At 63.7% G+C, this 26,511-nt stretch carries 23 protein-coding genes and 1 pseudogene; 14 read left to right on the forward strand and 10 right to left on the reverse strand.

Features of this window, described 5'->3' with window-relative positions:
- Positions 1–144: 144 nt before the first annotated feature.
- The 5 genes from BN2476_RS01620 to BN2476_RS01640 all read right to left on the reverse strand — a co-directional run bounded on the left by BN2476_RS01620 (position 145) and on the right by BN2476_RS01640 (position 6,095).
- A complete protein-coding gene (locus tag BN2476_RS01620) occupies positions 145–741 on the reverse strand; it encodes an FMN-dependent NADH-azoreductase (protein WP_087732420.1) in 597 nt (198 codons plus the stop codon).
- 165 nt (positions 742–906) lie between these two features.
- Positions 907–2,697 carry a M61 family metallopeptidase gene (locus BN2476_RS01625; RefSeq protein WP_087732421.1) on the reverse strand — a complete coding sequence of 597 codons (1,791 nt, stop codon included), beginning with the start codon at positions 2,695–2,697 and terminating at the stop codon, positions 907–909.
- 475 nt (positions 2,698–3,172) lie between these two features.
- Positions 3,173–3,898, reverse strand: coding sequence for a DsbC family protein (locus BN2476_RS01630; protein WP_087732422.1), 726 nt, complete (start codon positions 3,896–3,898; stop codon positions 3,173–3,175).
- Between the two features lie 198 nt (positions 3,899–4,096).
- Entirely contained in the window at positions 4,097–5,269 is a 1,173-nt protein-coding gene (locus tag BN2476_RS01635) for a UbiH/UbiF family hydroxylase (protein WP_087732423.1), read from the reverse strand.
- A gap of 295 nt (positions 5,270–5,564) precedes the next feature.
- Complete coding sequence (locus BN2476_RS01640) at positions 5,565–6,095, reverse strand: hypothetical protein (protein WP_235850663.1); 531 nt, start codon at positions 6,093–6,095, stop codon at positions 5,565–5,567.
- Between the two features lie 429 nt (positions 6,096–6,524).
- Here BN2476_RS01640 and ychF point away from each other — a divergent pair, with 429 nt between their 5' ends.
- From ychF to BN2476_RS01675, 7 genes are all read left to right on the forward strand, one after another.
- Entirely contained in the window at positions 6,525–7,619 is a 1,095-nt protein-coding gene (gene ychF, locus BN2476_RS01645) for a redox-regulated ATPase YchF (RefSeq protein ID WP_087732425.1), read from the forward strand.
- Positions 7,620–8,004: 385 nt separating this feature from the next.
- Entirely contained in the window at positions 8,005–9,330 is a 1,326-nt protein-coding gene (ugpB, locus tag BN2476_RS01650; RefSeq protein ID WP_087732426.1) for a sn-glycerol-3-phosphate ABC transporter substrate-binding protein UgpB, read from the forward strand.
- Positions 9,331–9,419: 89 nt separating this feature from the next.
- The gene (gene ugpA / locus BN2476_RS01655) at positions 9,420–10,304 is read left to right on the forward strand and encodes a sn-glycerol-3-phosphate ABC transporter permease UgpA (RefSeq protein WP_087732427.1); all 885 of its coding nucleotides are present in this window, start codon (positions 9,420–9,422) and stop codon (positions 10,302–10,304) included.
- On the forward strand, positions 10,301–11,146 hold the full coding sequence (gene ugpE, locus BN2476_RS01660) for a sn-glycerol-3-phosphate ABC transporter permease UgpE (protein ID WP_087732428.1): 846 nt from the start codon (positions 10,301–10,303) through the stop codon (positions 11,144–11,146). Before ugpA ends, ugpE begins: the two co-directional genes overlap by 4 nt.
- A gap of 39 nt (positions 11,147–11,185) precedes the next feature.
- Positions 11,186–12,274 (forward strand): sn-glycerol-3-phosphate import ATP-binding protein UgpC, encoded by a 1,089-nt coding sequence (locus BN2476_RS01665; protein ID WP_087732429.1) that lies wholly within the window; start codon positions 11,186–11,188, stop codon positions 12,272–12,274.
- Positions 12,275–13,329: 1,055 nt separating this feature from the next.
- Positions 13,330–14,997, forward strand: a complete 1,668-nt coding sequence (ettA, locus tag BN2476_RS01670) for an energy-dependent translational throttle protein EttA (RefSeq protein ID WP_087732430.1) — start codon at positions 13,330–13,332, stop codon at positions 14,995–14,997.
- A 98-nt stretch (positions 14,998–15,095) separates the two neighbouring features.
- Positions 15,096–16,235 carry a DUF748 domain-containing protein gene (locus tag BN2476_RS01675; RefSeq protein ID WP_087732431.1) on the forward strand — a complete coding sequence of 380 codons (1,140 nt, stop codon included), beginning with the start codon at positions 15,096–15,098 and terminating at the stop codon, positions 16,233–16,235.
- 35 nt (positions 16,236–16,270) lie between these two features.
- Here BN2476_RS01675 and BN2476_RS01680 read toward each other — a convergent pair whose 3' ends face one another.
- The 4 genes from BN2476_RS01680 to BN2476_RS01695 form a co-directional block, all read right to left on the reverse strand.
- The gene (locus tag BN2476_RS01680; RefSeq protein WP_087732432.1) at positions 16,271–16,894 is read right to left on the reverse strand and encodes an HAD family hydrolase; all 624 of its coding nucleotides are present in this window, start codon (positions 16,892–16,894) and stop codon (positions 16,271–16,273) included.
- Positions 16,891–17,442 carry an isochorismatase family protein gene (locus BN2476_RS01685; RefSeq protein ID WP_087732433.1) on the reverse strand — a complete coding sequence of 184 codons (552 nt, stop codon included), beginning with the start codon at positions 17,440–17,442 and terminating at the stop codon, positions 16,891–16,893. Before BN2476_RS01685 ends, BN2476_RS01680 begins: the two co-directional genes overlap by 4 nt.
- Before the next feature lie 103 nt (positions 17,443–17,545).
- Positions 17,546–19,360, reverse strand: coding sequence for an aminopeptidase P family protein (locus tag BN2476_RS01690; RefSeq protein WP_087732434.1), 1,815 nt, complete (start codon positions 19,358–19,360; stop codon positions 17,546–17,548).
- 19 nt (positions 19,361–19,379) lie between these two features.
- Positions 19,380–19,634: a hypothetical protein gene (locus tag BN2476_RS01695; protein ID WP_087732435.1), complete on the reverse strand. Its 255-nt coding sequence runs from the start codon at positions 19,632–19,634 to the stop codon at positions 19,380–19,382.
- A 196-nt stretch (positions 19,635–19,830) separates the two neighbouring features.
- Here BN2476_RS01695 and BN2476_RS01700 point away from each other — a divergent pair, with 196 nt between their 5' ends.
- The 7 genes from BN2476_RS01700 to BN2476_RS01730 all read left to right on the forward strand — a co-directional run bounded on the left by BN2476_RS01700 (position 19,831) and on the right by BN2476_RS01730 (position 25,995).
- Positions 19,831–20,577, forward strand: coding sequence for a response regulator transcription factor (locus BN2476_RS01700; RefSeq protein ID WP_087732436.1), 747 nt, complete (start codon positions 19,831–19,833; stop codon positions 20,575–20,577).
- 54 nt (positions 20,578–20,631) lie between these two features.
- Positions 20,632–21,921 carry a glutamyl-tRNA reductase gene (gene hemA / locus BN2476_RS01705; RefSeq protein WP_087732437.1) on the forward strand — a complete coding sequence of 430 codons (1,290 nt, stop codon included), beginning with the start codon at positions 20,632–20,634 and terminating at the stop codon, positions 21,919–21,921.
- A gap of 144 nt (positions 21,922–22,065) precedes the next feature.
- A complete protein-coding gene (gene prfA / locus BN2476_RS01710) occupies positions 22,066–23,148 on the forward strand; it encodes a peptide chain release factor 1 (protein ID WP_087732438.1) in 1,083 nt (360 codons plus the stop codon).
- Positions 23,149–23,157: 9 nt separating this feature from the next.
- On the forward strand, positions 23,158–24,006 hold the full coding sequence (prmC, locus tag BN2476_RS01715; protein ID WP_087732439.1) for a peptide chain release factor N(5)-glutamine methyltransferase: 849 nt from the start codon (positions 23,158–23,160) through the stop codon (positions 24,004–24,006).
- A 101-nt stretch (positions 24,007–24,107) separates the two neighbouring features.
- Positions 24,108–24,419, forward strand: a complete 312-nt coding sequence (grxD, locus tag BN2476_RS01720) for a Grx4 family monothiol glutaredoxin (protein ID WP_087732440.1) — start codon at positions 24,108–24,110, stop codon at positions 24,417–24,419.
- 25 nt (positions 24,420–24,444) lie between these two features.
- Positions 24,445–25,044, forward strand: coding sequence for a UbiX family flavin prenyltransferase (locus BN2476_RS01725; RefSeq protein WP_087732441.1), 600 nt, complete (start codon positions 24,445–24,447; stop codon positions 25,042–25,044).
- A gap of 165 nt (positions 25,045–25,209) precedes the next feature.
- Positions 25,210–25,995: a DODA-type extradiol aromatic ring-opening family dioxygenase gene (locus BN2476_RS01730; protein ID WP_087732442.1), complete on the forward strand. Its 786-nt coding sequence runs from the start codon at positions 25,210–25,212 to the stop codon at positions 25,993–25,995.
- A gap of 82 nt (positions 25,996–26,077) precedes the next feature.
- Here the strand turns inward: BN2476_RS01730 and BN2476_RS01735 are convergent.
- Positions 26,078–26,511: pseudogene (locus BN2476_RS01735) on the reverse strand (amino acid:proton symporter); the annotation flags it as partial.

Consider the following 26,511-nt stretch of genomic DNA (forward strand, 5'->3'; position numbering starts at 1 on the left):
TGAAGCACCCATGAAGGGTCCCAAACAAGGCGGCCCAAAAACAAAAACGCCACGGAATCGTGTTCCGTGGCGTTTTGTTTTGCCGACGCGATGCGGCCGATAACCGTATCGCGTCGACGGCCGGCTGGCGGCCGTTCAGACCGCTCAGGCTGCCGCGATCGCTTCGCGTGCGCCCGCGAGTGCCGCTGACGCTGCGTCCGGGCCCATGTTCAGGCCTTCCGCGTAGATGAAGTTCACGTCGGTCATGCCGAGGAATCCGAGGAACGTCTTCAGGTAAGGCGTCTGCGTGTCGCCCGGCGTGCCGACATACTTGCCGCCGCGAGCCGAAACCACGAACACCTTCTTGCCGTTCACGAGGCCTTCCGGACCATTCGCGCCGTACTTGAACGTGATGCCAGCGCGTGCGATGAAATCGAAGTAAGTCTTCAGTTGCGACGAGATGCCGAAGTTGTACAGCGGCGCACCGATCACGACGATGTCGGCGGCTTGCAGTTCGGCGATCAGCGCTTCGCTGCGCGACGAAATCGCTTGCTGTTCAGCCGTGCGCTGCTCGACGGGCGTGAAGAATGCGCCGAGGATCGTGTCGTCGAGGTGCGGCAGCGCCTCTTCGTGCAGGTTGCGAACGACGACTCGCGCACCCGGGTTCGATTGTTGCAGCTTTGCCGTCAGTTCGTTGGCGAGGAGCGTCGACTGAGCGCCTTGCGAGCGAGCCGACGAGTTGATTTGCAGGATCGTGGTCATCTGTGACTCCAGTGAGGGGCGCGCTGTGTTGCGCGAGTGGAGCCATTGTGTTTTTTTACCCGGCGCGGAAAAAGTACCGCGGCGGCGACGGATTGTTGCAGTGATAGAACAATCCGCCGCCCGGTTACGAGCCGGCGGCGGGGGCCGGCGAGCGGTTGCGCGCCGTTATTTCCCCAGCCAGCGCTTGCGCGCCGAGCTCGCCGACGCGCGCTTGTTGTTCGACGTGAGCTTGTAGCGCGACACGTCGGGCCCGTCGAGCTTGACTTGCGCGACGCGCAGTTCGTCGCGCCGGAACGCGTGCACTTCGACTTTGGCGCCGGGCACATAGCGCGACAGCAGCGCGTCGAGATTCGAGCCCGTCACGCGCAACCCGTCGATCGCGATCAATACGTCGCCGGCCGAAAGGCCCGCCTTCTGCGCCGCGCCGCCGTCGTGAACGGCCGCGAGCGCGCAGTCCGCGCCGTTGCGCACGCGCGCGCCGAGCGACGGCTTCGCCTTCGCGTCGACGTCCGCCTCGAGCTTCACGCCGAACGGTTCGAGCAGCGCTTCGAGCGGCAGATCGCGCGTGCCGCGCACGCCTTCGGCGAAAACCTCGGACAGATCGGCGCCCGTCGCTTCCGTGAACAGCGCCTCGACCTCCGACTCTTCGATGCCGTTTGCCTTGCCGCGATAGAAGTCGCGTCCGTAGCGCTGCCACAAGAGGCGCATCACGTCATCGAGCGACTTGCGGTTCTGCGTTTGCGCGCGAATCGTCAGATCGAAAGCGAGCGCGACCAGCGAGCCCTTCGTGTAGTAGCTGACGATCGCGTTCGCGGCGTTCTCATCCTGACGGTAATACTTGACCCATGCGTCGAACGAGCTTTCGGCGACCGTCTGCTTCAAACGCCCGCTGCCGCGCAGCACGCCACCGATCGTCTTGCCGAGCAGCGTGAAGTAATCGGCTTCCTTGATCAGGCCGCTGCGCACGAGCATCAGATCGTCGTAGTACGACGTGAAGCCCTCGAAGAGCCACAGCAGCGACGTGTAGTTTTCCTGCGTCAGGTCGTACGTCGCGAACGCGGCGGGCTTGATGCGCTTCACGTTCCACGTGTGGAAGTACTCGTGGCTGCACAGCCCCAGGTACGTGCGATAGCCGTCCGTCATCTCGTCGCGGCCGACGACGGGCAAATCCGAACGGTTGCAGATCAGCGCCGTCGATGCGCGATGCTCGAGTCCGCCGTAGCCATCGCTGACGGCCTGGGTCATGAACACGTAGCGGTCCATAGGCGCCTTTTTCGAGCGCGGCTCGAAGAGCGCGATCTGCGCTTCGCACACGCGCTTCAGATCCGCCGACAGCCGCGCCATGTCCAGCCCGACCACGCGCCCCGCGATCACGATGTCGTGCGGCACGCCGTGCGCCTTGAAGGTCGCGAGCGCGAATTCGCCGAGCGTGACGGGATGGTCGATCAGCTCGTCGTAGTTCTGCGCGGTGTACTCGCCGAAGCCGTAGCGCTTCGTGCCGCGCGCTTCCGTCAGCGCCGTCGCGACGCGCCAGTTGCGGAACTGCGGGCCCGCCGGCTTCTGGATGTCGACGACGCAGCGTGCGTCCTCGAAACCGAGCGGCGACAGAAACACGCTCGTGCCGTTGAAGAAGCCGGTCGTGTCGTCGAGATGCGCGGCCCGCACCGACATGTCCCACGCGTACACCTCGTAGCGCAGCGTCAGCGCGCCCTTCACCGGCGCGGCCTGCCACATGTGCTTGTCGGTCTTTTCGATGCGCACCTTGCGGCCCGCATCGTTGAAGGCGCGCAGCGTGACGATGTTGCGCGCGAACTCGCGGACCATGTAGCTGCCCGGAATCCAGACGGGCAGCATGAAGCGCTGGCCCGACGGATCGGGTTCGGCGACGGTGACGGTGACTTCGAAAATATGGGCGGCGGGGTGCTTCGGAACGATGGTGTAGCGGATCGGCTTCATCGGCGCTCGTGTGTGAAAACTACGGAAGGGATTCGGAAGGCTTGAAACGGGCAGCGATCGTGCCGCATGTGTTGGTAAGGCGCTAGTGCACCGACAGCAATCGACCGCTTCGCGTGGGGCTGGAGCAGGTGCTAATGCGCTAGCTCCAGTCGACCGCTTTGCATGGGGCCGGAGTAAGCGCTAAAGCGCTGACTCCAAGCCGACCGCTCTGCATGGGGCCGGAGTAAGCGCTAAAGCGCTTACTCCAAGCCGACCGCTCTGCATGGGGCCGGAGTAAGCGCTAAAACGCTGACTCCAGCCGACCGCTCTGCATGGGGCTGGAGTAAGCGCTAAAGCGCTTACTCCAAGCCGACCGCTCTGCATGGGGCTGGAGTAAGCGCTAAAGCGCTAACTCCAAGCCGACCGCTCTGCATGGGGCTGGAGTAAGCGCTAAAGCGCTAACTCCAGCCGACACACAACGCGACATGCGCCTCGCTCAGCGCACCGACGACAACGCCTTGTCCAGTTCTTCCGCAGGCACGGCGCCCGGCAGGCGGCGGCCGTCGGCGAGGAAGATAGTCGGCGTGCCGCTCACGTTCATCGATTGGCCGAGCTTCAGGTTCTTGTCGATGGCGGCCGTATCGCAAGTGCCCGGCGCGGTCGGCGCGCGGCGGTCCTGCATCCACGCTTCCCAGGCCTTCGCGCGGTCGGCGGAACACCAGATCGACTTCGACTTGACCGTCGAGTCCGGCGACAGCACCGGGTACAGGAACGTGTAGACGGTGATGTTGTCCATCGACTTCAGCGTCGATTCGAGCTGCTTGCAGTACGGGCAGTTCGGATCGGAGAACACGGCAATCTTGCGGCTGCCGTTGCCCTTCACCACCTTCACGGCGTCGCCAAACGGCAGGTTCGCGAAGTCGATGCGGTTGATCTCCGCCAGACGCGCCTCCGTCAGGTTCTTGCGCGTCTTCGCGTCGACCATGTCGCCAAGCAGCAGATAGTCGCCCGCCGCATCGCTGTAGATGATCTGCGAGCCGAGGTTCACTTCGTACAGACCCGCGATCGGTGACTTCATCACGCTCTTGATCGACGCTTCGCCGAGGCGCGATTGCAGCGTCGCCTTGAGCTTGTCGGTGGTCTGGTCGGCCTGCGCGGAACAGCCGAGCGCGGCCGTCACGACGGCCAGCGCCATTGCGGCGATGCGGATGCGTTGCTTCATGCTGCTACTCCTGATTCGATTTTGGCGCCGATGTTTGCGGCCTTCCGCGGCCTGTCGGCGCCCGTGTTTACGTTCCGCCCGCGTTCCCGATCGTGCTTCCGTCGCATCGGGAGCCGCGTGACGGATGGTATGCCCTGGGGCTTATCCTGCCACACATGCGCCCTGACGATTGAGGGCGCAACGTACATGCCCGGCGTTTCAGCCCAGCGCCGCCGACACCAGCCAGCGTTTGACCAGCGGCTGCCCGCCGACGAACGCCATCCCCGTATTGCGGACCGCGCGCGCGATATTGCCCGGCAGCGAGAACAGCCGCTGGAGGCCGTCGGTGGCAATAGTCAGCGCGCGGATGTCTTCGCTGCGCGAGCGTTCGTAGCGGCGCAACAGCACCGTGTCGCCGAGATCGCGGAACGCCTCTTTCTTCGCGATCACGTCCACCAGCGACGCCACGTCCCGCAAGCCCAGGTTCATCCCCTGCCCGGCGAGCGGATGGATCAGATGCGCGGCATCGCCGACGAGCGCCACGCGCGGCGCAACCAGCCGGTCGACCGTTTGCAGCGCGAGCGGAAAGCCTTGGGGGGGCGTCACGCAGTCGAGCTTGCCGAGCGCGCCCATCGTCACACGTTCGACTTCCGCCGCGAGCTGTGCCGGATCGAGCCTGATGAGCGTGTTCGCATGATCGGTCAGCGCCGACCAGACGAGCGACACGTGGCCGTCGGGCAGCGGCAGCAGCGCGATGACCTCACCGTCGCGAAACCACTGATACGCGGTCTCGCCGTGCGGACGCTCGGCCTTGAAGTTCGCGACGACGCCCGTCTGCCTGTAGTCGCGCCGGCTCGTCTTGGAGCCGATCTGCGCGCGCACCCACGAATGCGCGCCGTCCGCGCCCACGACGAGGTCCGCTTCGAGCACATTGCCGTTCGCGAGGCCGATCGTCGCGCCGCCCGTTTTCACGTCGAGCCCTTGCGCGCGCGTATCGAGCCACGTGAGATTGGGCTGAAAGCGCAGCGCGGCGTCGAGCGCGTGTTCGATCAGCGACGATTCGGCGATCCACGCAAGCTGCGGCACCGAGGCCTGAAACGCCGAGAAATGCAGTTCGGCGTGCGCGTCACCGTAGACGCGCATGTCGTAGACGGGCGATAGCCGCGATGCGTCGAGCGCCTGCCACACGCGCAGACGCTCGAGCAGCGCCTGCGAGCTCGCGGACAGCGCGTAGATGCGCGAGTCGAACACGGCGTCGCCTGGCAGCGGCTGGCAATGCTGCGCGAGCAGCGCGACGCGCAGGCCGCATTGCGTGAGCGCTAGCGCCGCCGTCTTGCCGACGAGCCCGCCGCCGATCACGGCGACGTCGAAGGATGAGTGGTGAGCGTTCATCCGGGCATTATAGCTGCGAGGGGTGCCCGGGACGGACGGGCGGGACCGCGCTACGGCCGCGTTTGCGCCTCCCTGGACCGATGGTTGATGCATGTCGGGCGCAGGCGTGGACGTGCATCGCGATGCAATGGGCCGGGACCCGTTCATTGCGCAGAACGTGTTTAAGCGGGTCCGTCAGGCCCCAGGCAGACGACGCCACCTCATCACACGCGCAAATAGGGGCGACGCTCCACGACCAGCCGCGCAAACAGCCGGTCATGTACGAATCGCCTGGCCCACGGACCGCATCAGTTTGCTATTTGCTTGCAGCTGTCGTCGTCACCGTATCGAGCACGCCAGTGTTGATCACCTTGTCGACGAAATTTTCCATCGCATTGGCGATGGCTTTCTTGCCCGCTTCCGCGAGTGCGTCTGCCCCCACGCCGCACGAACCGTCCTGACTCGAATGGCCCTGTCCGCGGAACGTCGTTGCGATCAGTTCCCTGCCGCCCTTGTCCGACACCCGTGCGTGAATGGCAATGTCGACGTTCGCATCCGCAGTCGGAACGAAGAAGCCAGGCGTAAAGCGAATGCGCGGATCGAATTCGGACAGGTCGAACTTGAACACAAGGCCGTCACCTGCCGCGGGAATTGCGCCGCCGTTTCTGACAGCTTGCGGGAAAGCGGCTTCGACCGTCTTTGAAAGCGAGTTTTCCAACGTTTCCCCGATATACATCGGATAGCTATGAGCCCCGCATGCAAACCCGGGCTTCACGTCTTTTCCTGCAGTCGCAAGGTTGTCACTGAACACCATGTACGCCTTGTCCTGCTTTACCCGCGTGCTCATCACTTCCGCCGCGCCGGACTGCGACGAAACTTGCACGTTGTGCGCGCAGCCTGAAAACAGGCCAACCGTCGCAAGAACGGTTACAGCCTTGATCCACCTCATTGCATCCCCCGTAGCGTTATTTGTTCGGCCTGACATGGTCACTGCCCTGTCACTGCGCTATATCGGCCACATTCGACGGATTCTTTATACGTCGGCCCGATCTCCCGGCACGCTTCCCGCCCTCTCCATCCGCTCCGATCAAGGCGTCCGAAAGCGTTACAATTGCCGTTTTTCGAGCACAAATCCGGTACAGAATCGTGGTCCGAACGCCCGAATGCGTACTGTCTGTCTCGTCCCCAATTTCTTTTGCGGCTTTCCTGATCCCGCTCTCGCCGGGCTGCGCGAGACGCGCCGGCAAGCCGCAAACACTGATCTGAAAGGTTTTCCATGAGCCTCCAATGCGGCATCGTCGGCCTGCCTAACGTCGGCAAGTCCACCCTGTTCAACGCGCTGACCAAGGCGGGCATCGCCGCCGAAAACTATCCGTTCTGCACGATCGAGCCGAACGTCGGCGTGGTCGAAGTGCCGGACGCGCGTCTGAAGGCGCTCGCGGAAATCGTCAAGCCGGAGCGCATCCTGCCCGCCGTCGTGGAATTCGTCGACATCGCCGGCCTCGTCGCCGGCGCGAGCAAGGGTGAAGGGCTCGGCAACCAGTTCCTCGCGAACATCCGCGAAACCGACGCGATCACGCATGTCGTGCGCTGCTTCGAAGACGAAAACGTGATTCACGTCGCGGGCAAGATCGACCCGGTGTCGGATATCGAAGTGATCAACACCGAGCTCGCGCTCGCCGATCTGGCGACCGTCGAAAAGGCGCTCACGCGCTACGCGAAGGCCGCGAAATCAGGCAACGACAAGGAAGCGGTGAAGCTCGCCGCCGTGCTGGAAAAGGTTCGTGCGCAACTGGACCAGGCGAAGCCGGTTCGCGGGCTCGACCTGACGGACGAAGAGCGTCTGCTGATCAAGCCGTTCTGTCTGATCACGGCCAAGCTGGCCATGTACGTGGCGAACGTGAAGGAAGACGGCTTCGAGAACAACCCGCATCTGGATGCCGTGCGCAAGTACGCTGAAACGGAAAAGGCGCCCGTTGTCGCCGTGTGCGCGGCAATCGAAGCGGAAATCGCCGATCTCGCCGACGAAGACAAGGAAGTGTTCCTCGCCGACATGGGCATGCACGAGCCGGGTCTGAACCGCGTGATTCGCGCGGGCTTCAAGCTGCTCGGCCTGCAGACGTATTTCACGGCGGGCGTCAAGGAAGTGCGCGCGTGGACGATCCATGTCGGCGACACGGCACCGCAAGCCGCGGGCGCGATTCATACGGACTTCGAACGCGGCTTCATCCGTGCGCAGACCATCGGTTTCGACGACTTCATCACGTACAAGGGCGAGCAAGGCGCGAAGGAAGCGGGCAAGATGCGCGCCGAAGGAAAGGAGTACGTCGTGCATGATGGCGACGTGATGAACTTTCTGTTCAACGTCTGACGAAGAATTGTCAAATGCATCTCGCCGCATGACGCGAGATGCCAGACGCAAAGAAAAGCCGCGCATCGACGCGGCTTTTTTTCGCCCTCGTTGTGCGAACACCAATCGGTGCTTCGGGTAATCGCGCTTTCTCGCACTATTCTTCGATGTTAAATTGCCCTTCGACACCGAACCGGGCACTTAGAAAAATCACCGACGCGTTCCTGTCATCGACCATAACTAGAATCGCGCACCGCACAACGCGCGTTCGATGCCCTGTCCGGGCATGAGACCAGAGTAAGTGCTCTGCATGGGGCTTGAGCGCCAACTCTGGTCGACCGCTCTGCATGGGACCAGAGTAAGGCGCTGAAGCGCCAACTCTGGTCGACACACAAGGAGACTCTCGATGCATAGCAAGCCGCTGTTCCGTTCGCTGTCCGTCGCGGCCGTTCTGGCCTTGGGCGTCCATCAAGGCGCACATGCTGCCACTGAGATCCAGTTCTGGCACGCGATGGAAGCCGCGCTCGGCGAGCGCCTGAACGCGATCGCCAACGACTTCAATGCATCGCAAAGCGATTACAGGATCGTCCCAGTCTTCAAGGGCACGTACGACCAGACGCTTGCCGCCGGCATCGCCGCGTATCGCAGCGGCAATGCGCCCGCGATCCTGCAGGTCTACGAGGTCGGCACGGCGACGATGATGCAGGCGAAAAAAGCCGTCGTGCCCGTGTCGGACGTGTTCAAGCAGGCGGGCATGACGCTCGACGAGAAAGCCTTCGTGCCGACCATCGCCAGCTACTACAGCGATTCAAAAACAGGCCATCTGATTTCGATGCCGTTCAACAGCTCGACGCCCGTCCTCTACTACAACAAGGACGCCTTCAAGAAAGCCGGTCTCGATCCGAACGCGCCGCCCCAAACGTGGGCCGAAGTCGAGCAGGATGCGCAGAAGCTGAAGGCAGCGGGACTGTCGTGCGGCTATTCGTCGGGGTGGCAAAGCTGGATTCAGCTCGAGAACTACAGCGCGTGGCACGGCGCGCCGTTCGCGACGGAAAACAACGGCTTCGAAGGCGCCGATGCGCAGCTCGAATTCAACAAGCCGCTGCAGATCGCCCACATCACTTTCATGCAGAAGATGGCCAAGGAAGGTACGTTCACCTACGCAGGCCGCAAGGACGAACCCGTATCGAAGTTCTATAGCGGCGACTGCGGGATCATCACGAATTCGTCGGGCTCGCTCGCGACGATCCGCAAGTACGCGAAGTTCAGCTTCGGCACGGGCATGATGCCGTACGACGTGAACGTGAAGGGCGCACCGCAGAACGCGATCATCGGTGGTGCGAGCCTGTGGGTGCTGTCGGGCAAGGACCCGGCCGTCTACAAGGGCGTCGCGAAGTTTCTCGCTTATCTCAGCTCGCCGCCCGTCGCCGCGAAATGGCATCAGGACACGGGCTATCTGCCCGTCACGACGGCCGCTTATCAGCTGACGCAGCAACAAGGCTTCTACGAGAAGAACCCGGGCAGCGACACGGCCATCAAGCAGATGCTCAACAAGCCGCCGCTGCCGTTCACGAAGGGTCTGCGTCTGGGCAACATGCCGCAGATCCGCACGATCATCGACGAAGAACTCGAACAGGTCTGGGCCGACAAGAAGACGCCCAAAGATGCGCTCGATTCGTCGGTGTCGCGCGGCGATGATCTGCTGCGCCGCTTCCAGAAGGCCGGCAGCTGATCAGCACGAGGGGCGCGCTCTCGTCGCTGTATGAAGTTGAATAAAGCAACGAAGCGCGCCTGATTCGCTCACTGTAGGGAAGGACGTCGATGGACAAGCGCTCCCGCTTCGGCACCAGCTTCCTGCCTTATCTGCTCGTCGCGCCGCAGCTCGCGATCACGCTGCTGTTCTTCCTGTTGCCCGCGGGCGAAGCGCTTTGGCAATCGACGCAGACTCAGGACGCGTTCGGCACGTCGAGCGAATTCGTCGGACTCGGCAATTTCAGGCAGTTGTTCGCCGATCCGCTGTATCTGTCGTCGTTCGAAACGACGCTGATCTTCTGCGCGCTCGTCACCGTTTCGGGGCTCGCGATCTCGCTGCTGCTCGCCGCCTGCGCCGACCGCGTGACGCGCGGCGCGAAAGCCTATCAGACGCTCCTGATCTGGCCGTACGCCGTGGCGCCCGCGATTGCGGCCGTGCTGTGGTCGTTCCTGTTCAATCCGAGCATCGGTCTCGTGACCTTCGCGCTCGGCAAGGCGGGCATCGTGTGGAATCACGCGCTCAATCCCGGTCAGGCGATGTTCCTGGTCGTGCTCGCATCGGTGTGGAAACAGGTCAGCTACAACTTCCTGTTCTTCTATGCGGGCCTTCAGGCGATTCCGCGCTCGCTGATCGAAGCGGCCGCGATCGACGGCGCCGGTCCCGTGCGGCGCTTTTTCGGCGTCGCGCTGCCGCTACTGTCACCCACGACTTTCTTTTTGCTCGTCGTCAATCTTGTCTACGCGTTCTTCGACACCTTCCCGATCATCGATGCCGCGACGGGCGGCGGTCCCGCGCAATCCACGCGCACGCTGATCTACAAGATCTTCGCCGAAGGCTTCCAGGGACTCGACATCGGCAGCTCGGGCGCGCAATCGGTCGTGCTGATGGTGATCGTCGTCGGTCTGACTGTCGTGCAATTCCGCTTCATCGAGCGGAGGGTTCAATACTCATGATCGAGAATCGCCGCGGCTTCGATCTTTTCTGCCACGCCGTGCTGATAGTCGGCGTGCTGCTGGTCGTGTTTCCCGTCTATGTCGCGTTCTGCGCAGCGACGATGAGCGAGCACGAGGTGTTCAGCGTGCCGCTTTCGCTGGTGCCGGGCACGCATCTGTTCGAGAACGTCGCGAACATCTGGACGCACGGCACGGGCAACGCCGCGAGCCCGTTCGGCGCGATGCTGCTCAACAGTCTCGTGATGGCGCTCGTGATCGCGGTCGGCAAGATCGCCGTGTCGATCGTCTCGGCGTTCGCGATCGTGTTCTTCCGCTTTCCGGGCCGCAATGCCGCGTTCTGGCTGATCTTCGTCACGCTGATGCTGCCCGTCGAAGTGCGCATCTTTCCGACCGTGCAGGTCGTGTCGTCGATGCATCTGAGCAACACGTACGCCGGGCTCACACTGCCGCTGATCGCCTCCGCCACCGCGACGTTTCTGTTCCGCCAGTTCTTCCTCACGCTGCCCGACGAATTGATGGAAGCCGCGCGCATCGACGGCGCCGGTCCGCTGCGTTTCTTCTGGGACGTGGTGCTGCCGCTGTCGAAGACGAATCTCGCGGCGCTCTTCGTGATCACGTTCATCTACGGCTGGAATCAGTACTTGTGGCCGATCCTGATCACGAGCCAGCAGTCGCTGACAACGGCCGTGGTCGGCATCAAGAGCATGATCGCTTCCGGCGACACGGCGACCGAATGGCATCTCGTGATGGCCTCGACGCTGCTCGCGATGCTGCCGCCGCTCGGCGTCGTGCTGGCGATGCAGCGCTGGTTCGTGCGCGGCCTCATCGATGCTGAAAAATGAATGCTGAAAACGAGTGCTGAAAAACAAGGATAAAAACCCATGTCCGCACTGACGCTAAAAGGGGTGAAGAAATCGTACGACGGCAAGCAGAACGTCCTGCACGGCATCAACGCCGATGTGCGCGACGGCGAGTTCGTCGTGATGGTCGGGCCGTCGGGGTGCGGCAAGTCGACGTTGCTGCGCATGGTCGCGGGCCTCGAAGCGGTCACCGAGGGTGAGATCGCGATCGACGGCAAAGTCGTCAACGATCTCGAACCGAAAGATCGCAACATCGCGATGGTGTTTCAGAACTACGCGCTCTATCCGCACATGACGGTCGCGGAAAACATGGGCTACGCGCTGAAGATCGCCGGGCTGCCGAAATCGAAGATCGACGCGCGCGTGCTGACGGCCGCGAAGATTCTCGAACTCGAACCGCTGCTGTCGAGAAAGCCGCGCGAGTTGTCGGGCGGTCAGCGGCAGCGCGTCGCGATGGGCCGCGCGATCGTGCGCGAGCCGGCCGTGTTTCTGTTCGACGAGCCGCTGTCGAATCTCGACGCGCGGCTGCGCGTGCAGATGCGGCTCGAAATCCAGCGCCTGCATGGCCGGCTCAAGACGACGAGCCTGTACGTGACGCACGATCAGATCGAAGCGATGACGCTCGCGCAGCGCGTGATCGTGATGAATCGCGGCCACGCGGAGCAGATCGGCGCGCCGACGGAGGTCTACGAGCGGCCCGCGACGACTTTCGTTGCGGGCTTCATCGGCTCGCCGGGGATGAATCTGCTGAACGGCCGGATTGCCGACGACGGCGCCTCGTTCGAAGTCGCAGGAGAAGGACCGAAGCTGCCTCTTGAGAGCGTGCCGTGCATCGGCCGCGAAGTGGTGGTCGGCCGCGTGTGCGTGCTCGGCATCCGGCCCGAGCACATGACACCTGGGCAGCCTGGAGCGCCGGCTGCAACGCTGGCCGTCGATTCCTGCGAACTGCTCGGCGCGGATAATCTCGCGCATGGGCGCTGGGGGCAGCATGACATTACCGTGCGGCTGCCGCATAGGCACCGGCCGGGTGCCGGTGAAATGCTTCAGGTCGCGCTGCCGGCGCAGCATCTTCACTTCTTTGATGAGGAAGATGGCAAGCGGTTGAACTGAGGTCTTTTTTTTTGTCTGCGACGCTGTTTGTTTCTTGCTTTTTCGCTGGCATCCGCGATTGCGTGACTATTTCAGCGTGCCGCTGGCATCCGCGATGCGCCTCGCGGCGCGGGCGTTGCCCCTGTGCGGGGCGGCACTTGCTTTTGTTTGCAACGGCTTTTGTTTTGGTGTTTTTGCCTTTGCGCTGGCATCCGCGTATGCGCCTCGCGGCGCGGGCGTTGCCCCTGTGCGGGGCGGCACCTACTCTTCTTTGCCGCGGCAAAGAAGAGTAGGCAGAAGAAAGCCGCTCACACCGCTAGTGCTTGACCCTTACCCACGGGCTCTCAACGTCCCCATATTTCGCACGGCAGAGTGCTGGTTTGCGTTCGTTGCCAACGTTCTCGCTAAACGCCTCACCCGCCTCACGCGCCCGTGACACGATCGAGGGTATCGAACGTTCGGCGCCGCATGTCGGTGAATGGAGGTTGCTGTGTCGTACAGGGCAACGCGCGCACTTGTAGCTGCATCGCGTAGCGAGGGTGTCCTGGGCGGCGCGAATGCCTACACACAGTTTGCCGCAAAGGGGCGCGGGATCTTCGTCGTCGCGTGCCGCAACGAGGCGCATGAAGAGGGTGAGGCTTTTAGCCAGAACGATGGCAACGAACATAAGGCAGCCCGCTGCCGTGTGAAGGATGGGGACGTTGAGAGCCCGTGGGTAGCGGTCAAGCATTGGCGGTGTGAGCGGCTTTCTTTTGCTTACTCTTCTTTGCCGCTGCAAAGAAAAGTAAGTGCCGCCCCGCACAGGGGCAACGCCCGCGCCGCGAGGCGCATACGCGGATGCCAGCGCAAAGGCAAAAACACCAAAACAAAAGCCGTTGCAAACAAAAGCAAGTGCCGCCCCGCACAGGGGCAACGCCCGCGCCGCGAGGCGCATCGCGGATGCCATCGCAAAGGCAAACACACCAAAAAAGCGTCGCAGACAAAAAGCCCCCAAACACCCAAGTACAATGACACATCCGCCCGCCCGGGCGCCGGCACGCTTAGTGCCGTATCCACTCAACGCCCAACTCAAGCAAATGGCCCAATACGTCTTCACCATGAACCGGGTCGGCAAAATCGTGCCGCCCAAGCGTCAAATCCTGAAAGACATTTCGCTTTCGTTCTTCCCCGGTGCGAAGATCGGCCTGCTCGGCCTGAACGGCTCGGGCAAATCCACGCTGATCAAGATTATGGCCGGCGTCGACAAGGACATCGAAGGCGAAGCCACGCCGATGCCGAACCTGAACATCGGCTATCTGCCGCAGGAACCGCAGCTCGATCCGCAAAAGACCGTGCGCGAAGCGGTCGAAGAAGGTCTCGGCGACGTGTTCAACGCGCAAAAGAAGCTCGACGAAATCTACGCCGCGTACGCGGAACCGGACGCCGACTTCGACGCGCTCGCCGCCGAACAGGCGAAGTACGAAGCGATCCTCGCGACGTCCGACGGCGGCAGCGCCGAACAGCAGCTCGAAGTGGCCGCCGACGCGCTGCGTCTGCCGCCGTGGGACGCGAAGATCGAGCATCTGTCGGGCGGCGAAAAACGCCGTGTCGCGCTGTGCAAGCTGCTGCTCGAAAAGCCCGACATGCTGCTGCTCGACGAGCCGACCAACCACCTCGACGCCGAATCGGTCGAATGGCTCGAGCAGTTCCTCACGCGCTTCCCGGGCACCGTCGTCGCCGTGACGCACGATCGCTACTTCCTCGACAACGCAGCCGAGTGGATTCTCGAACTCGACCGCGGCTACGGCATTCCGTGGAAGGGCAACTACAGCAGCTGGCTCGATCAGAAGGAAGACCGCCTGAAGCAGGAAGAGGCGTCCGAATCGGCGCGTCAGAAAGCGATCAAGAAGGAACTGGAGTGGGTGCGCCAGAATCCGAAAGGCCGTCAGGCGAAATCGAAGGCGCGTATTGCCCGCTTCGAGGAACTGAACAGCCAGGAATACCAGAAGCGCAACGAGACGCAGGAAATCTTCATCCCCGTCGGCGATCGCCTCGGCAATGAAGTGATCGAGTTCAAGAACGTCAGCAAGTCGTACGGCGATCGCCTGCTGATCGACAACCTCAGCTTCAAGATTCCAGCGGGCGCGATCGTCGGCATCATCGGGCCGAACGGCGCCGGCAAGTCGACGCTCTTCCGCATGCTGACGGGCAAGGAACAGCCGGATTCGGGCGAGATCGTCAAGGGCCCGACCGTCAAGCTCGCGTATGTCGACCAGAGCCGTGACGCGCTCGACGGCTCGAAGACCGTGTTCGAAGCCGTCTCCGGCGGCGCGGATGTGCTGACGGTCGGCAAATACGAAACGCCGTCGCGCGCGTATATCGGCCGCTTCAACTTCAAGGGCGGCGACCAGCAGAAGATCGTCGGCAACCTGTCGGGCGGCGAGCGCGGCCGTCTGCATCTGGCGAAGACGCTGATCGCGGGCGGCAACATGCTGCTGCTCGACGAGCCGTCGAACGACCTCGACGTCGAAACGTTGCGCGCGCTCGAAGACGCGCTGCTCGAATTCGCCGGCTCGGTGATGGTGATCTCGCACGACCGCTGGTTCCTCGACCGCATCGCGACGCACATCCTCGCGTTCGAAGGCGATTCGCAAGTGACGTTCTTCGACGGCAACTACCAGGAGTACGAAGCGGACAAGCGCGCGCGTCTCGGCGAAGAAGCGGCGCGTCCGAAGCGTCTGCGTTACAAGCCGATCACCCGTTAAGCGTTCGCTGTGCCGCCGTCCGCACACGGGCCGCTCGCGCGGCTCGATGCGAACGGCATAGGGCTTGCTGGCTCGTCACACGCAGACGAGGAGATGGCATGGCGATATCAACGGGCAAGCGCGTGGTGGCGGCCTTGGCGGGCGTGATCGTGCTGCTCGTCGTGATCGCGCTCGGCGTGCTGTATTTCGTGCAACACGAAGTGAAAGAGCGCGTCGTCGAGACGCTCGCGCCGATCGGCAGCGCGCAAAGCATCGACGTCGGCCTCACGTCGATCACGCTCAATCGCGTGCGGCTGACGGCGCCGAAAGACTGGCCGACCGCCGACTCCTTCACCGCCGAGCAGATCACGATGACGCCCGATGTCGGCGATCTGCTTGCGCATCGCGTGCATTTGAAAAGCGTCGTGCTGCGCGGCTTCAGTCTCGCGCTGGTGCGCAGGGCGAGCGGACGTCTCGAACTGCTGCCGAAGCTGCGGCAATCGGTGAGCCAGTTGCCGAACGAGGCCAGCGCGGCGAGCGGCGCAGCGTCGAGCCGACCGCCCTTGCCCGCCGAAAAACTCATCGAACACATCGCGTTTGCAGACGGCCAGTTCGTCTTCTACGACGAATCGGTCAGCAAGCCGCCGTACAAGGTGATCATCAGCGACGCGAGCGCAAGCGTCGATCACATCCATCTGCCCGATCTCACCGAACCGACCAATCTGTCAGTCCGGGGCTCGATCAAAGGTCCGGCGCATACCGGCAAGGTGACGTTCGACGGCTGGATGAAAATCGCCAGCAAGGACTCGCAGACGAGCACGACGCTCCGCGGCGTCGACGTCGTCACACTCGATCCGTATCTGCTGAGAAAGGCGGGCGCGAGGACGCAGGTAACGGGCGGCACGCTCGACCTGAACATGCAGGCGACCGTGACCAGCTATCACATCCACGCGCCCGGCACGATCACACTGCATGGTCTGCAATTGGCCGATACGGGTGATCCGCTCGATACGTTCATGCAGATTCCGACCCGCGCCGCCGTCGCCGCGCTGAAGAAGCATGGCGACGACATCACGCTGCACTTCACGATCGACGGCAATTTGCGCGACCCGAAGTTCAAGCTCAACGAAAGTCTGATGACGGAACTGCGCGCGAACTTCGCGAAAGCGCTGGGCGTCAGCGCAGAAGGTGTCGCGAAGGGCGCGGGTGAAACGGTGAAAGGACTCGGCAACGCGCTGAAGAATCTGCTCGGGCAATGACGCTCGCTTCAGCGGCAGCGCGCTGGTTGCCAGGCTCAGACGGCCAAGCCTAGCGCTCGCAGCTTCGCTTCCGTTTCATCAGCGTTCGTGTGATGCACGCCATGCCAGCCGAGTTCGGTTGCCGCGTTGGCGTTCTTGATGTTGTCGTCGATGAAGACGAGTTCATGCGGCTGCACATCCGGCAGATGCGCGCGAATCCGGCGCAGCATTTCATCGAAGATCGCCGGGTCTGGCTTGACCATCTTCACGCGACCCGACACGACGATGTCCCTGAAGCGGCGCAACACCGGATAGTGCTCCCACGCATACGGAAACGTCTCGTCCGACCAGTTCGTCAGGCCGAAGAGCGGCACGTTCGCGGCTTCGAGTTTCTCGACGGTCGCGACGCCGTCGTCGAGCACGCCGGCGACCATTTCGTGCCAGCGCTCGTAGAACGCGCGAATCAGCGGCTCGTGCTCGGGAAACTTTTCGATCAGTTCCGCCGTCCCTTCCGCGATCGGCTGGCCGCCGTCCTGGCGGACCACCCAGTCCATCGTGCAGACATTGGACAGGAACCAGCGGCGCTCGGCGTCGTCCGGAATCAGCGCGCGGTACAGATACTCGGGGCTCCAGTCGATCAGCACGCCGCCGAAATCGAATACGACTGCCTTGATGGTCATGCGAACTCCGTTTGCAGAATGTCGGCGAGGGGCCGCACTTTGACGCGCTTGCCCGTCATCGACGAATTGGCCCAGACGAAGTTCTGGTGCTCGACGATCTTGTCGGCGGCGAGGTGCGGCTTGTCCTGGGTCGTATGAAGGTCCGACACGACCGTCGTGCGCAGGCCGAGCAGTTCGGCGCGCCGCGCGGTGGCGTTGACGCAGAACTCCGTCGCGTAGCCGCACAGGATCACGCTGTCGATGTCGATTTGTTGAAGCTGCGCGGCAAGCGGCGTGTCCTGAAACGCATCACCTACGGTCTTGAAGATGGAACAGTCCTTCTGCTCGCGAACGAGCGCGGCGGGCAATTGCCATGCGTCGCTGCCGCGCGCGAGCGGCCCATTCCCATCGCTTTCGTGCTGCACGAAAAACACTGGCGCATTCGCATCGCGCGCAGCCGACGTGAGCCGGTTGATGCCATCGATCACGTCGCCGGCGCGATGAGCGGCCGATGGGCCGCTGAAGAACATCTGCTGTACGTCGATGACGATGACGGCAACACCGGACATGCGAGCCTCGCTATTCGTTGATCTTTTGGTTGCGATACGGCGGATCGGCGGCGCCGATGCGCGAGACGACGCCGCAAAACAGGCGGCCGCGGCGTCCTTCGCGTCAGATCGGCTGCGTGCGCGTTTCGAGCCACGCCTTCGCGTCGCCCGACACATGCGGCGACACGCGCGCACGCACCATCTCGTGATACGCGTTGAGCCACGCGCGCTCGTCGTCGCGCAACAGGTTCAGCGCGACGCAGCGCGTGTCGATCGGGCACAGCGTCAGCGTTTCGAATTCGAGGAAATCGCCGAACTCGGTCTGCTGCGCCGGACGGTTCAGCACCAGATTCTCGATGCGAATGCCCCATTTGCCCGGACGATAGATGCCCGGCTCGATCGACGTGATCATGCCCTCTTCCATCGCCGTCCACGCTTCGGCGGGCGCGTAGTGCGAGATCACCTGCGGACCTTCGTGGACGTTCAGGAAATAGCCGACGCCGTGACCCGTGCCGTGGCCGTAGTCCGCGCCCATTTCCCAGATCGGCGCGCGCGCGATGGCGTCGAGCATCGGCGAACGGATGCCGCGCGGAAACTTCGCGCGAGAGAGCGCCATCGTGCCCTTCAGCACGGTCGTGAAGTCGCGGCGATGCTCGTCGTTGATCGCGCCGATGGGTGCGACGCGCGTGATGTCGGTCGTGCCGCTCAGGTACTGGCCCCCCGAGTCGATCAGCAGCAGGCCGTTGCCTTCGATCGTCGAATGCGAAGCGGACGTCGCGCGATAGTGCGGCATCGCTCCGTTCGCGTTGAAGCCGGCGATCGTCGCGAAGCTCAGCGTGACGAAACCCGGCCGGCGCGCGCGCGCCGCCGTCAGCTTTTCGTCAATCGTCAGTTCGGTGATCTTTTCGCGGCCGAGCGCTCCCTCGAACCACGCGAAGAATTCGGCGAGCGCCGCGCCGTCCTGCTCCATCGTCGCGCGCACGTGCGCGGCTTCGGCTTCCGTCTTGCGCGACTTGAAGAACGTCGACGGATTCACCGACTCGACGATTTCCACCGACGCCGGCACCGATTGCAGCAAGCCATACGTGATGCGGCGCGGGTCGATCAACAGCGCCTGGCCGCCAGGCAGCGCGGCGAGCGCGTCGGCGGCTTTCGCGTACGGCTCGACGCGGATGCCGTCGCGCGCCAGCGATTCCGCCAGCGCTGCGGGCACTTTGCCGTCCGTCACGAAAAGCGACGCGCGCTCCAGCCCGATCAGCGCATGCGCGACGAACACCGGGTTGTAGTTCACGTCCGCGCCGCGCAGATTCATCAGCCAGGCGAGGTCGTCGAGCGTCGAGATGAAGTGCCACTGCGCGCCCTTTTCCTGCATCGCGCGGCGAATCCGGTCCAGCTTTTCGGCACGCGAGACGCTCGCGTGCGGCGCGACGTGCTCGTAGACGGCGCCCGTCGGCAGCGACGGACGCTGCGGCCAGATGGCGTCGAGCAGATCGAAGTCGGTGCGCAGCTTGACACCGCGCGCCGTCAGCGCGTCGCTCAGCGCGCGCGCCGCCGCGACGCCGAGCACCGCGCCATCGACGCCGACCGTCGCGCCCGCTGGCACGTTCTGCGCGAGCCAGTCGATGTGCGGCGCCGTCTGCTGGCCGCCGAACATCTTCATCAGTTGAATGCCCGTGCCCGCCAGCTGGGCCTCGGCCTGCACCCAATAGCGGCTGTCGACCCACAGGCCAGCGAAGTCGGCCGTCACGACCAGCGTGCCGACCGAGCCGGTGAACCCGGACAACCATTCGCGGCCCTGCCAGCGGCCCGGCAGGTATTCGGAGAGATGCGGATCGGCCGACGGCACGAGCCAGGCGGCGAGCCCTTGCTGCGTCATCGCGCTGCGCAGTTGTGCAATGCGCTCGGGGATCGAGGCGGTTTCGGGGAATCGTACATTCATCGGTTTCACCTGCAAAGAGTCATCGACGGGATAACAAGCCGACCGTCACGGCAACGGCAACAAGAGCGAAAGCGGTGCAGACGGGCCATTCGAGCGTATCGCCGTCATGGAAGAGCTGGACGACGTTGCCGGCCATGTGCGCGATGGCCGCCCCCGCCACGCCGACGAGGAGCGCCACCCACAGGCTCACGCGGCTCGCGCGCCGCAGCGGATGCAGCCACCAGCTGACCAGACCGACGACGGCGCCAAGGAGGATCAGCCCGGGCCAGCCCATCAGCGCGCTCCACCGCTGATCATCAATTTAAGACTCATCTGATAGGCGGCTGTTTTATCGATGGCTAGCATTTTTTTCTCTTTCACTAGAAGGTCAGCACGGCTTTCTGCGTAGCGGTTGAGTTTAGGGGCCCGGGGTAAGGTTAGGCAAGCCGAAAGCCTCCCGCGCCAGGCCGCTGCGTCCCGCCCTTCGTCCCATGCGAATCGCCCTTATTGAGCCAGACCTGCGGCATGCGGAAATCGTCGGCCGGCTATTGTTTGCCGGTGGGCATGCCTGTCACCACTTTTCCGCCAGCGCACCGTTTCTGGCGGGCGCTGCTCGCGAATTCTTCGATCTGCTCGTCACCGACGCCTTTTGCGGCGACGCAGCCGCAGAAGACGTCATCGCGCGCGTGCGCGAGGTGCTGCCGGGCTTGCCCGTCGTGGTGCTGATGACGTCGCCGCGCGAAAGCGAACTGGTTGCGACATTGCAGGCGGGCGCCGACGACTGCCTGTCGAAACCCGCGCGCGGTCCCGAGATGCTGGCGCGCATCGACGCGCTGATGCGCCGGGCCGGCATCCGCCGTCCGCGCAATCGTGCGCGCGAAATGTTCGGCGAATACGCGTTCGATGCAGCCCGCTCGGTCGTCACGTTTCGGGGCCAGAGCGTCGCGCTGACGCCGAAGGAACTCCAGTTCGCGCTGCTGCTGTTCACCAATATGTCGCGTGCCGTTTCGCGCGCGCACATCCTCGAAACCGTCTGGTCGCGCCGCCGCGACGTTAAGTCGCGCACGCTCGATACCCACGCGTCGCGCATCAGGACCAAGCTCGAATTGCGGCCGGAATTCGGCTACACGCTGGTTCCGCTGTATGGCTACGGCTACCGTCTGGACCAGATTCCCGTAGAAAAGTCGGATGGCGCGGATAAGGCCCTCGCCAATGAAAGATTCATGGAAACGCTATAATATTGGGCCTAACCATAGCCCCAATACGTCGCCTTGCAAGGCCGTAGCGTCCCCGTGCAACTCTTAACGATCGGAATCAATCACCACACCGCGCCCGTCGCCTTGCGCGAGCGCGTGGCGTTTCCGCTCGAACAGATCAAGCCGGCGCTCTCGACGTTCAAGGACATCTTCCTCGGCCGCACGGCCCGTACTGCGCCGGAAGCGGCGATCCTGTCGACCTGCAACCGCACCGAGCTGTACTGCGCCACCGACGACCACGCCGCCCGCGAAGCGGCGATCCACTGGCTGTCGAAGTACCACAACATCGCCGTCGATGAACTCGCGCCGCACGTGTATGCACTGCCGCAGTCCGAAGCCGTGCGCCATGCGTTTCGCGTCGCGTCGGGGCTCGACTCGATGGTGCTCGGCGAGACGCAGATCGTCGGCCAGATGAAGGACGCCGTACGCACCGCTTCGGAAGCCGGCGCGCTTGGCACGTACCTGAACCAGCTGTTCCAGCGCACGTTCGCCGTCGCGAAAGAGGTGCGGACCACGACTGAAATCGGGGCGCAATCGGTTTCGATGGCAGCGGCCTCCGTGCGCCTCGCGCAGCGCATTTTCGACAAGGTATCGAACCAGCGCGTGCTGTTCATCGGCGCGGGCGAAATGATCGAGCTATGCGCGACGCACTTTGCCGCGCAGCAGCCGCGTGAACTGGTCGTCGCGAACCGCACGGCCGAGCGCGGCGAACGCCTCGCCGGCCGCTTCAACGGCCGCGCGATTCCGCTGTCCGAACTGCCCGCGCGCATGCACGAATTCGACATCATCGTGTCGTGCACGGCGTCCACGCTGCCCATCATCGGCTTGGGCGCCGTCGAGCGCGCGGTGAAAGCGCGCCGTCACCGGCCCATCTTCATGGTCGATCTCGCCGTTCCGCGCGACATCGAACCGGAAGTCGGCAAGCTCGAAGACGTGTTCCTGTACACCGTCGACGATCTCGGCGCGATCGTCCGCGAAGGCAATGCGTCGCGACAAGCCGCCGTCGCGCAAGCCGAAACGATCATCGAGACGCGCGTGCAGAATTTCATGCAGTGGCTCGACGCGCGCAGCATCGTGCCCGTCATCCGCCACATGCATACGCAGGCCGACGCGCTGCGCCGCGCCGAAGTCGAGAAAGCGCAGAAGATGCTCGCGCGCGGCGACGACCCCGCCGTCGTGCTCGAGGCGCTGTCTCAAGCGCTGACGAACAAGCTGATCCACGGTCCGACGCACGCGCTCAACCGCGCCAGCAGCGAAAACCGCGATCAACTCATCGAGCTGATGGGCGGCTTCTACAAACACGCTCATTCTTCGTCGGAGCGTTAGCGGCGCTCCACGCCGACACATCGCGCGTGTTGCCGTCCAGGCCCGCACGATGCCTTATCCGCAGCGTCCCGGGCATTCGTCCCCGGCTTTCGTCCCGAATCCCGAATCCAGCGTTCCTTTGCGGAGTCCGCTCCGACCGCCCCAATGAAAACGAGCATGCAAGCCAAGCTCGACCAGCTCACCACCCGGCTGGCCGAACTGAACGACCTGTTGAGCCGCGAAGACATCACGTCGAGCATCGAGCAATACCGCAAGCTCACGCGCGAGCACGCGGAACTGCAGCCTGTCGTCGAACAATACGGTCTGTGGCGCCAGGCGCTGAACGATGCGGCGACGGCACAGGAACTGCTGTCGGATGCATCGATGAAGGATTTCGCGGAAGAGGAAATCCGCACGGCGCGCGATCAGATGGAAAAGTTAGAAGGCGAGCTGCAGAAGATGCTGCTGCCTAAAGACCCGAACGACGACCGCAACATCTTCCTCGAAATCCGCGCGGGCACGGGCGGCGACGAGTCCGCGCTTTTCGCAGGCGACCTGCTGCGCATGTACCTGCGCTACGCGGAGCGCAACCGCTGGCAGGTCGAGATGATGTCGGCGAGCGAATCGGATCTGGGCGGCTACAAGGAAGTGATCGTGCGGATCGCGGGCGACGCCGCGTACTCGAAGCTCAAGTTCGAATCGGGAGGCCATCGCGTGCAGCGCGTGCCGGCGACGGAAACGCAGGGCCGCATCCACACGTCGGCGTGCACGGTCGCGGTGATGCCGGAAGCGGACGAAATCGGCGAGGTCGAGATCAATCCCGCCGATCTTCGCATCGACACGTTCCGTGCGTCCGGCGCGGGCGGCCAGCACATCAACAAGACCGATTCGGCCGTGCGCGTGACGCACCTGCCGACGGGCATCGTCGTCGAATGTCAGGACGATCGCTCGCAGCACAAGAACAAGGATCGCGCGCTGAAGGTGCTCGCCGCGCGCATCAAGGACAAGCAGTACCACGAGCAGCACGCGAAGGAAGCTGCGACGCGCAAGAGCCTGATCGGCTCGGGCGACCGCTCGGAGCGCATTCGCACCTATAACTTTCCGCAAGGCCGTCTCACGGATCACCGGATCAACCTGACGCTGTATCGCCTCGAAGCGATCATGGCAGGCGATCTCGACGAACTGATCGCGGCGCTCGTGTCCGAGCATCAGGCGGAATTGCTGGCGTCGCTCGGCGACGCGGACTGAGCCGCCCGCATGAATACAGCCGATACCGTCGCTACGCTGCTGCGCGCGTCGCCGTTGCCTGCGCTCGAAGCGCGCATTCTGCTCGGGCACGCGCTCGGCTGGCGCCGCACCGAACTGATCACGCACGCCGACGACGCGCTCGATCCGCAAAAAGTCGCGGCGTTCCTCCAGTTGCAAGCGAGACGCGTCGCCGGCGAGCCCATTGCGCAGCTCATCGGATCGCGTGAATTCTTCGGGCTCGATTTCGACGTCACGAGCGATGTGCTCATTCCCCGTCCCGAAACCGAATTGCTCGTCGAAACGGCCGTGCAGGCGCTCGAAGCGTATGCGGCGCGCGCTCGCGTGCTCGATCTCGGCACGGGCACGGGCGCGATCGCCGTGTCGATTGCGTGGTCGCGCCCCGATGCGCGGGTCTGGGCCGTCGACCGGTCGACGGAAGCACTGGCCGTTGCCACGCGCAATGCGATCCGGCTGCTCGAGCCGAAGCGCCCCGGCGGTGACGTGCAGTTCGCGCAAGGCGACTGGTACGGCGCGCTCGACCCCTCGCTTACGTTCGATGTGATCGTCAGCAACCCGCCGTATATCGCGAGCGGCGATCCGCATCTGTCGCAAGGCGATCTGCGTTTCGAGCCGCGCGGCGCACTCACCGACGAGGCCGATGGCCTATCGGCGATCCACGCGATCGTCGCGGGCGCGCCGCCGAGGCTCGCGCGCGATGGCGTGCTGTGGATGGAACACGGCTACGACCAGGCGGAAGCCGTGCGCGAGATTCTGGCGGCGCAAGGCTTCGCCGATGTCCGTTCCGAGTGCGATCTGGCCGGCATCGAACGCATCAGCGGCGGGCGCTGGCCGGGCTGACACGCAACCACATCACGCCGATTCCGCCACCGGCCGGCATCTGCGAAATCCGCTATCATTTGACTCTATCCCCAACACATACCGGAACCGCAAGGTCAGTCATGGACACGCAACAACGCATCAAGCAAATCGTCGACGAAAACTCCGTCGTGCTTTTCATGAAAGGCAACGCGCAATTCCCGATGTGCGGCTTCTCGGGCCGAGCGGTGCAAATCCTGAAGGCATGCGGCGTCGATCAGTTCAAGACGGTCAACGTCCTCGAAGACGAAGCCGTGCGCCAAGGGATCAAGGAATTCTCGAACTGGCCGACCATCCCGCAGCTGTACGTCAAGGGTGAATTCGTCGGCGGCTCGGACATCATGATGGAGATGTATCAGTCGGGCGAACTGCAGCAGCTCTTCGCCGCAGCCTGATTCACGCAGACGGGCGCCGCACGCCATGGAACCTCGCGCAGCGGCGCCACGTCGTCTCATCATCGCCATCACGGGAGCGACGGGCGCGATCTACGGCGTCCGGCTGCTTCAAACGCTGCGCAAGCTTGGCGGCGTCGAGAGTCATCTGCTGATCTCCAGCGCAGGGTGGCTCAATATCCAGCACGAACTCGAGTTGTCGCGTGAAGACGTGCATTCGTTCGCGGATGTCGTTCACTCCGTGCGCGACGTCGGCGCAAGCATCGCGTCGGGCTCGTTCGCGACGGACGGCATGATCATCGCGCCCTGCTCGATGAAAACGCTCGCGAGCGTTGCGCACGGACTCTCCGACAATCTCATCACGCGTGCCGCCGATGTCACGCTCAAGGAGCGTCGACGACTCGTGCTGATGGTTCGCGAAACGCCGTTCAATCTCGCGCATCTGCGCAACATGACGGCCGTCACCGAAATGGGCGGCGTGATCTTTCCGCCGTTGCCCGCCTTCTACAACCGGCCGGCAACGATCGACCAGATGGTCGACGACACCGTCGCGCGCGTGCTCGATCTGTTCGCGCTCGGCCCGGCGATCGCGCCGGCGTGGCAAGGGCTGAATAATCCGGCGCAATAAGCCGGGCGCGGTTGTCTCACCTCACTGGCCGCACGAGCCGACCATTCGGCTGAATTCGCAACAGCGGCGAGACAATCAAATCCGCCTTGAGCCGTTTATCAATCGCGAGTGCGGCCTTATATTCGCATCAACGAAACCTTTCCGGCCTCAACGGCCCGCACCGCCATGACCCGCTTGCCCTCCCTCTTCCTGTCGCACGGCGCACCGACGCTGCCGATCGATCCGTCGATGCCGCGCGAGCAATTCGCGTCGCTTTCCGCCGAAGTGCCGCGCCCGAAGGCGATCCTGATGCTGTCCGCGCACTGGGGCACGTTGCAGCCCGCCGCCAGCACGTCGGACGCGCCCGAGACGATTCACGACTTTTACGGCTTTCCGCGTGAGCTGTATGAGATCCAGTACCCGGCGCCGGGCGCGCCCGACGTCGCGCGGCGCGCGGCGGAATTGCTTGGCGAACAGGGCATGCCGACAGCGACGCAGCCGCACGGCCTCGATCACGGCGCGTGGGTGCCGATGCTGCTGATGTTCCCGGATGCCGACGTGCCGATCGCCCAGTTGTCGATCCAGCCGCGGCTCGATCCTGCGCATCACTTCCGCGTGGGGCGCGTGCTGCGTCCGCTACAGGCCGAGGGCGTGATGATCGTCGGTTCCGGCCAGATCACGCACAATCTGCGCGAGGCGGATTTTTCGGCGCGGCCCGAGGATGCCGATCCGCGCGTCACTGAATTCACCGACTGGTTCGAGACGCGCCTTGCCGCCCGCGATATCGACGCGCTGCTCGACTATCGCCGCCAGGCGCCGCACGCCGCGTTCATGCATCCGACCGACGAGCACCTGTTGCCGGTATTCGCGGCACTCGGCGCGGCAGCCGACGATTACAAGCTCGGCGTTCAATCGCTGGGGACGTTCCAGCGCTCGCTGGCGATGACGAACTACGTGTTCGGCAACGCGTAAGCGCCGCTATCGCTGGACGAGAAAAAGCCCGCCAGGATTTCTGGCGGGCTTTTGCTTTAGCGAATCAGGCAATTCGCGGCGATCAGACGCCGATGCCTTCGAGAATCTCGTCTTGCGCTTCGCGCTCGTCCAGATACCCGGTGCGATAGCCCGTATGCACACCCCAGTAATAGAACACGAGCGAGAACACGATCACAACCAGCATGTCCCAGCCATACGGCAACAGCCCCATCCCGCCGAACTGCTTGCTGCCGATCAGCGACAGGATCGCCATGCCCGGCAGATACGCGACCAGCCACCACGCCGCCTTCAGGTCCTGGTTGAAGCCCGTGAAGCCCGACTTCGCCTGGAAGTAGAAGAACACCGGCAGCGCGACGACCATCAGCAGGATGATCTCGCCCGTCAGCGGCCACTTCGCCCAGTACAGGATCAGCGACGCGCACACGAACGCGAACGGCGCGATCACGCCCATGCCCGGAATGTGCAGCGGACGCTCGAGGTCCGTCGCCGAGCGGC

The sequence above is a fragment of the Paraburkholderia piptadeniae genome, from assembly GCF_900007165.1.
Classification (GTDB): Bacteria; Pseudomonadota; Gammaproteobacteria; order Burkholderiales; family Burkholderiaceae; genus Paraburkholderia; species Paraburkholderia piptadeniae.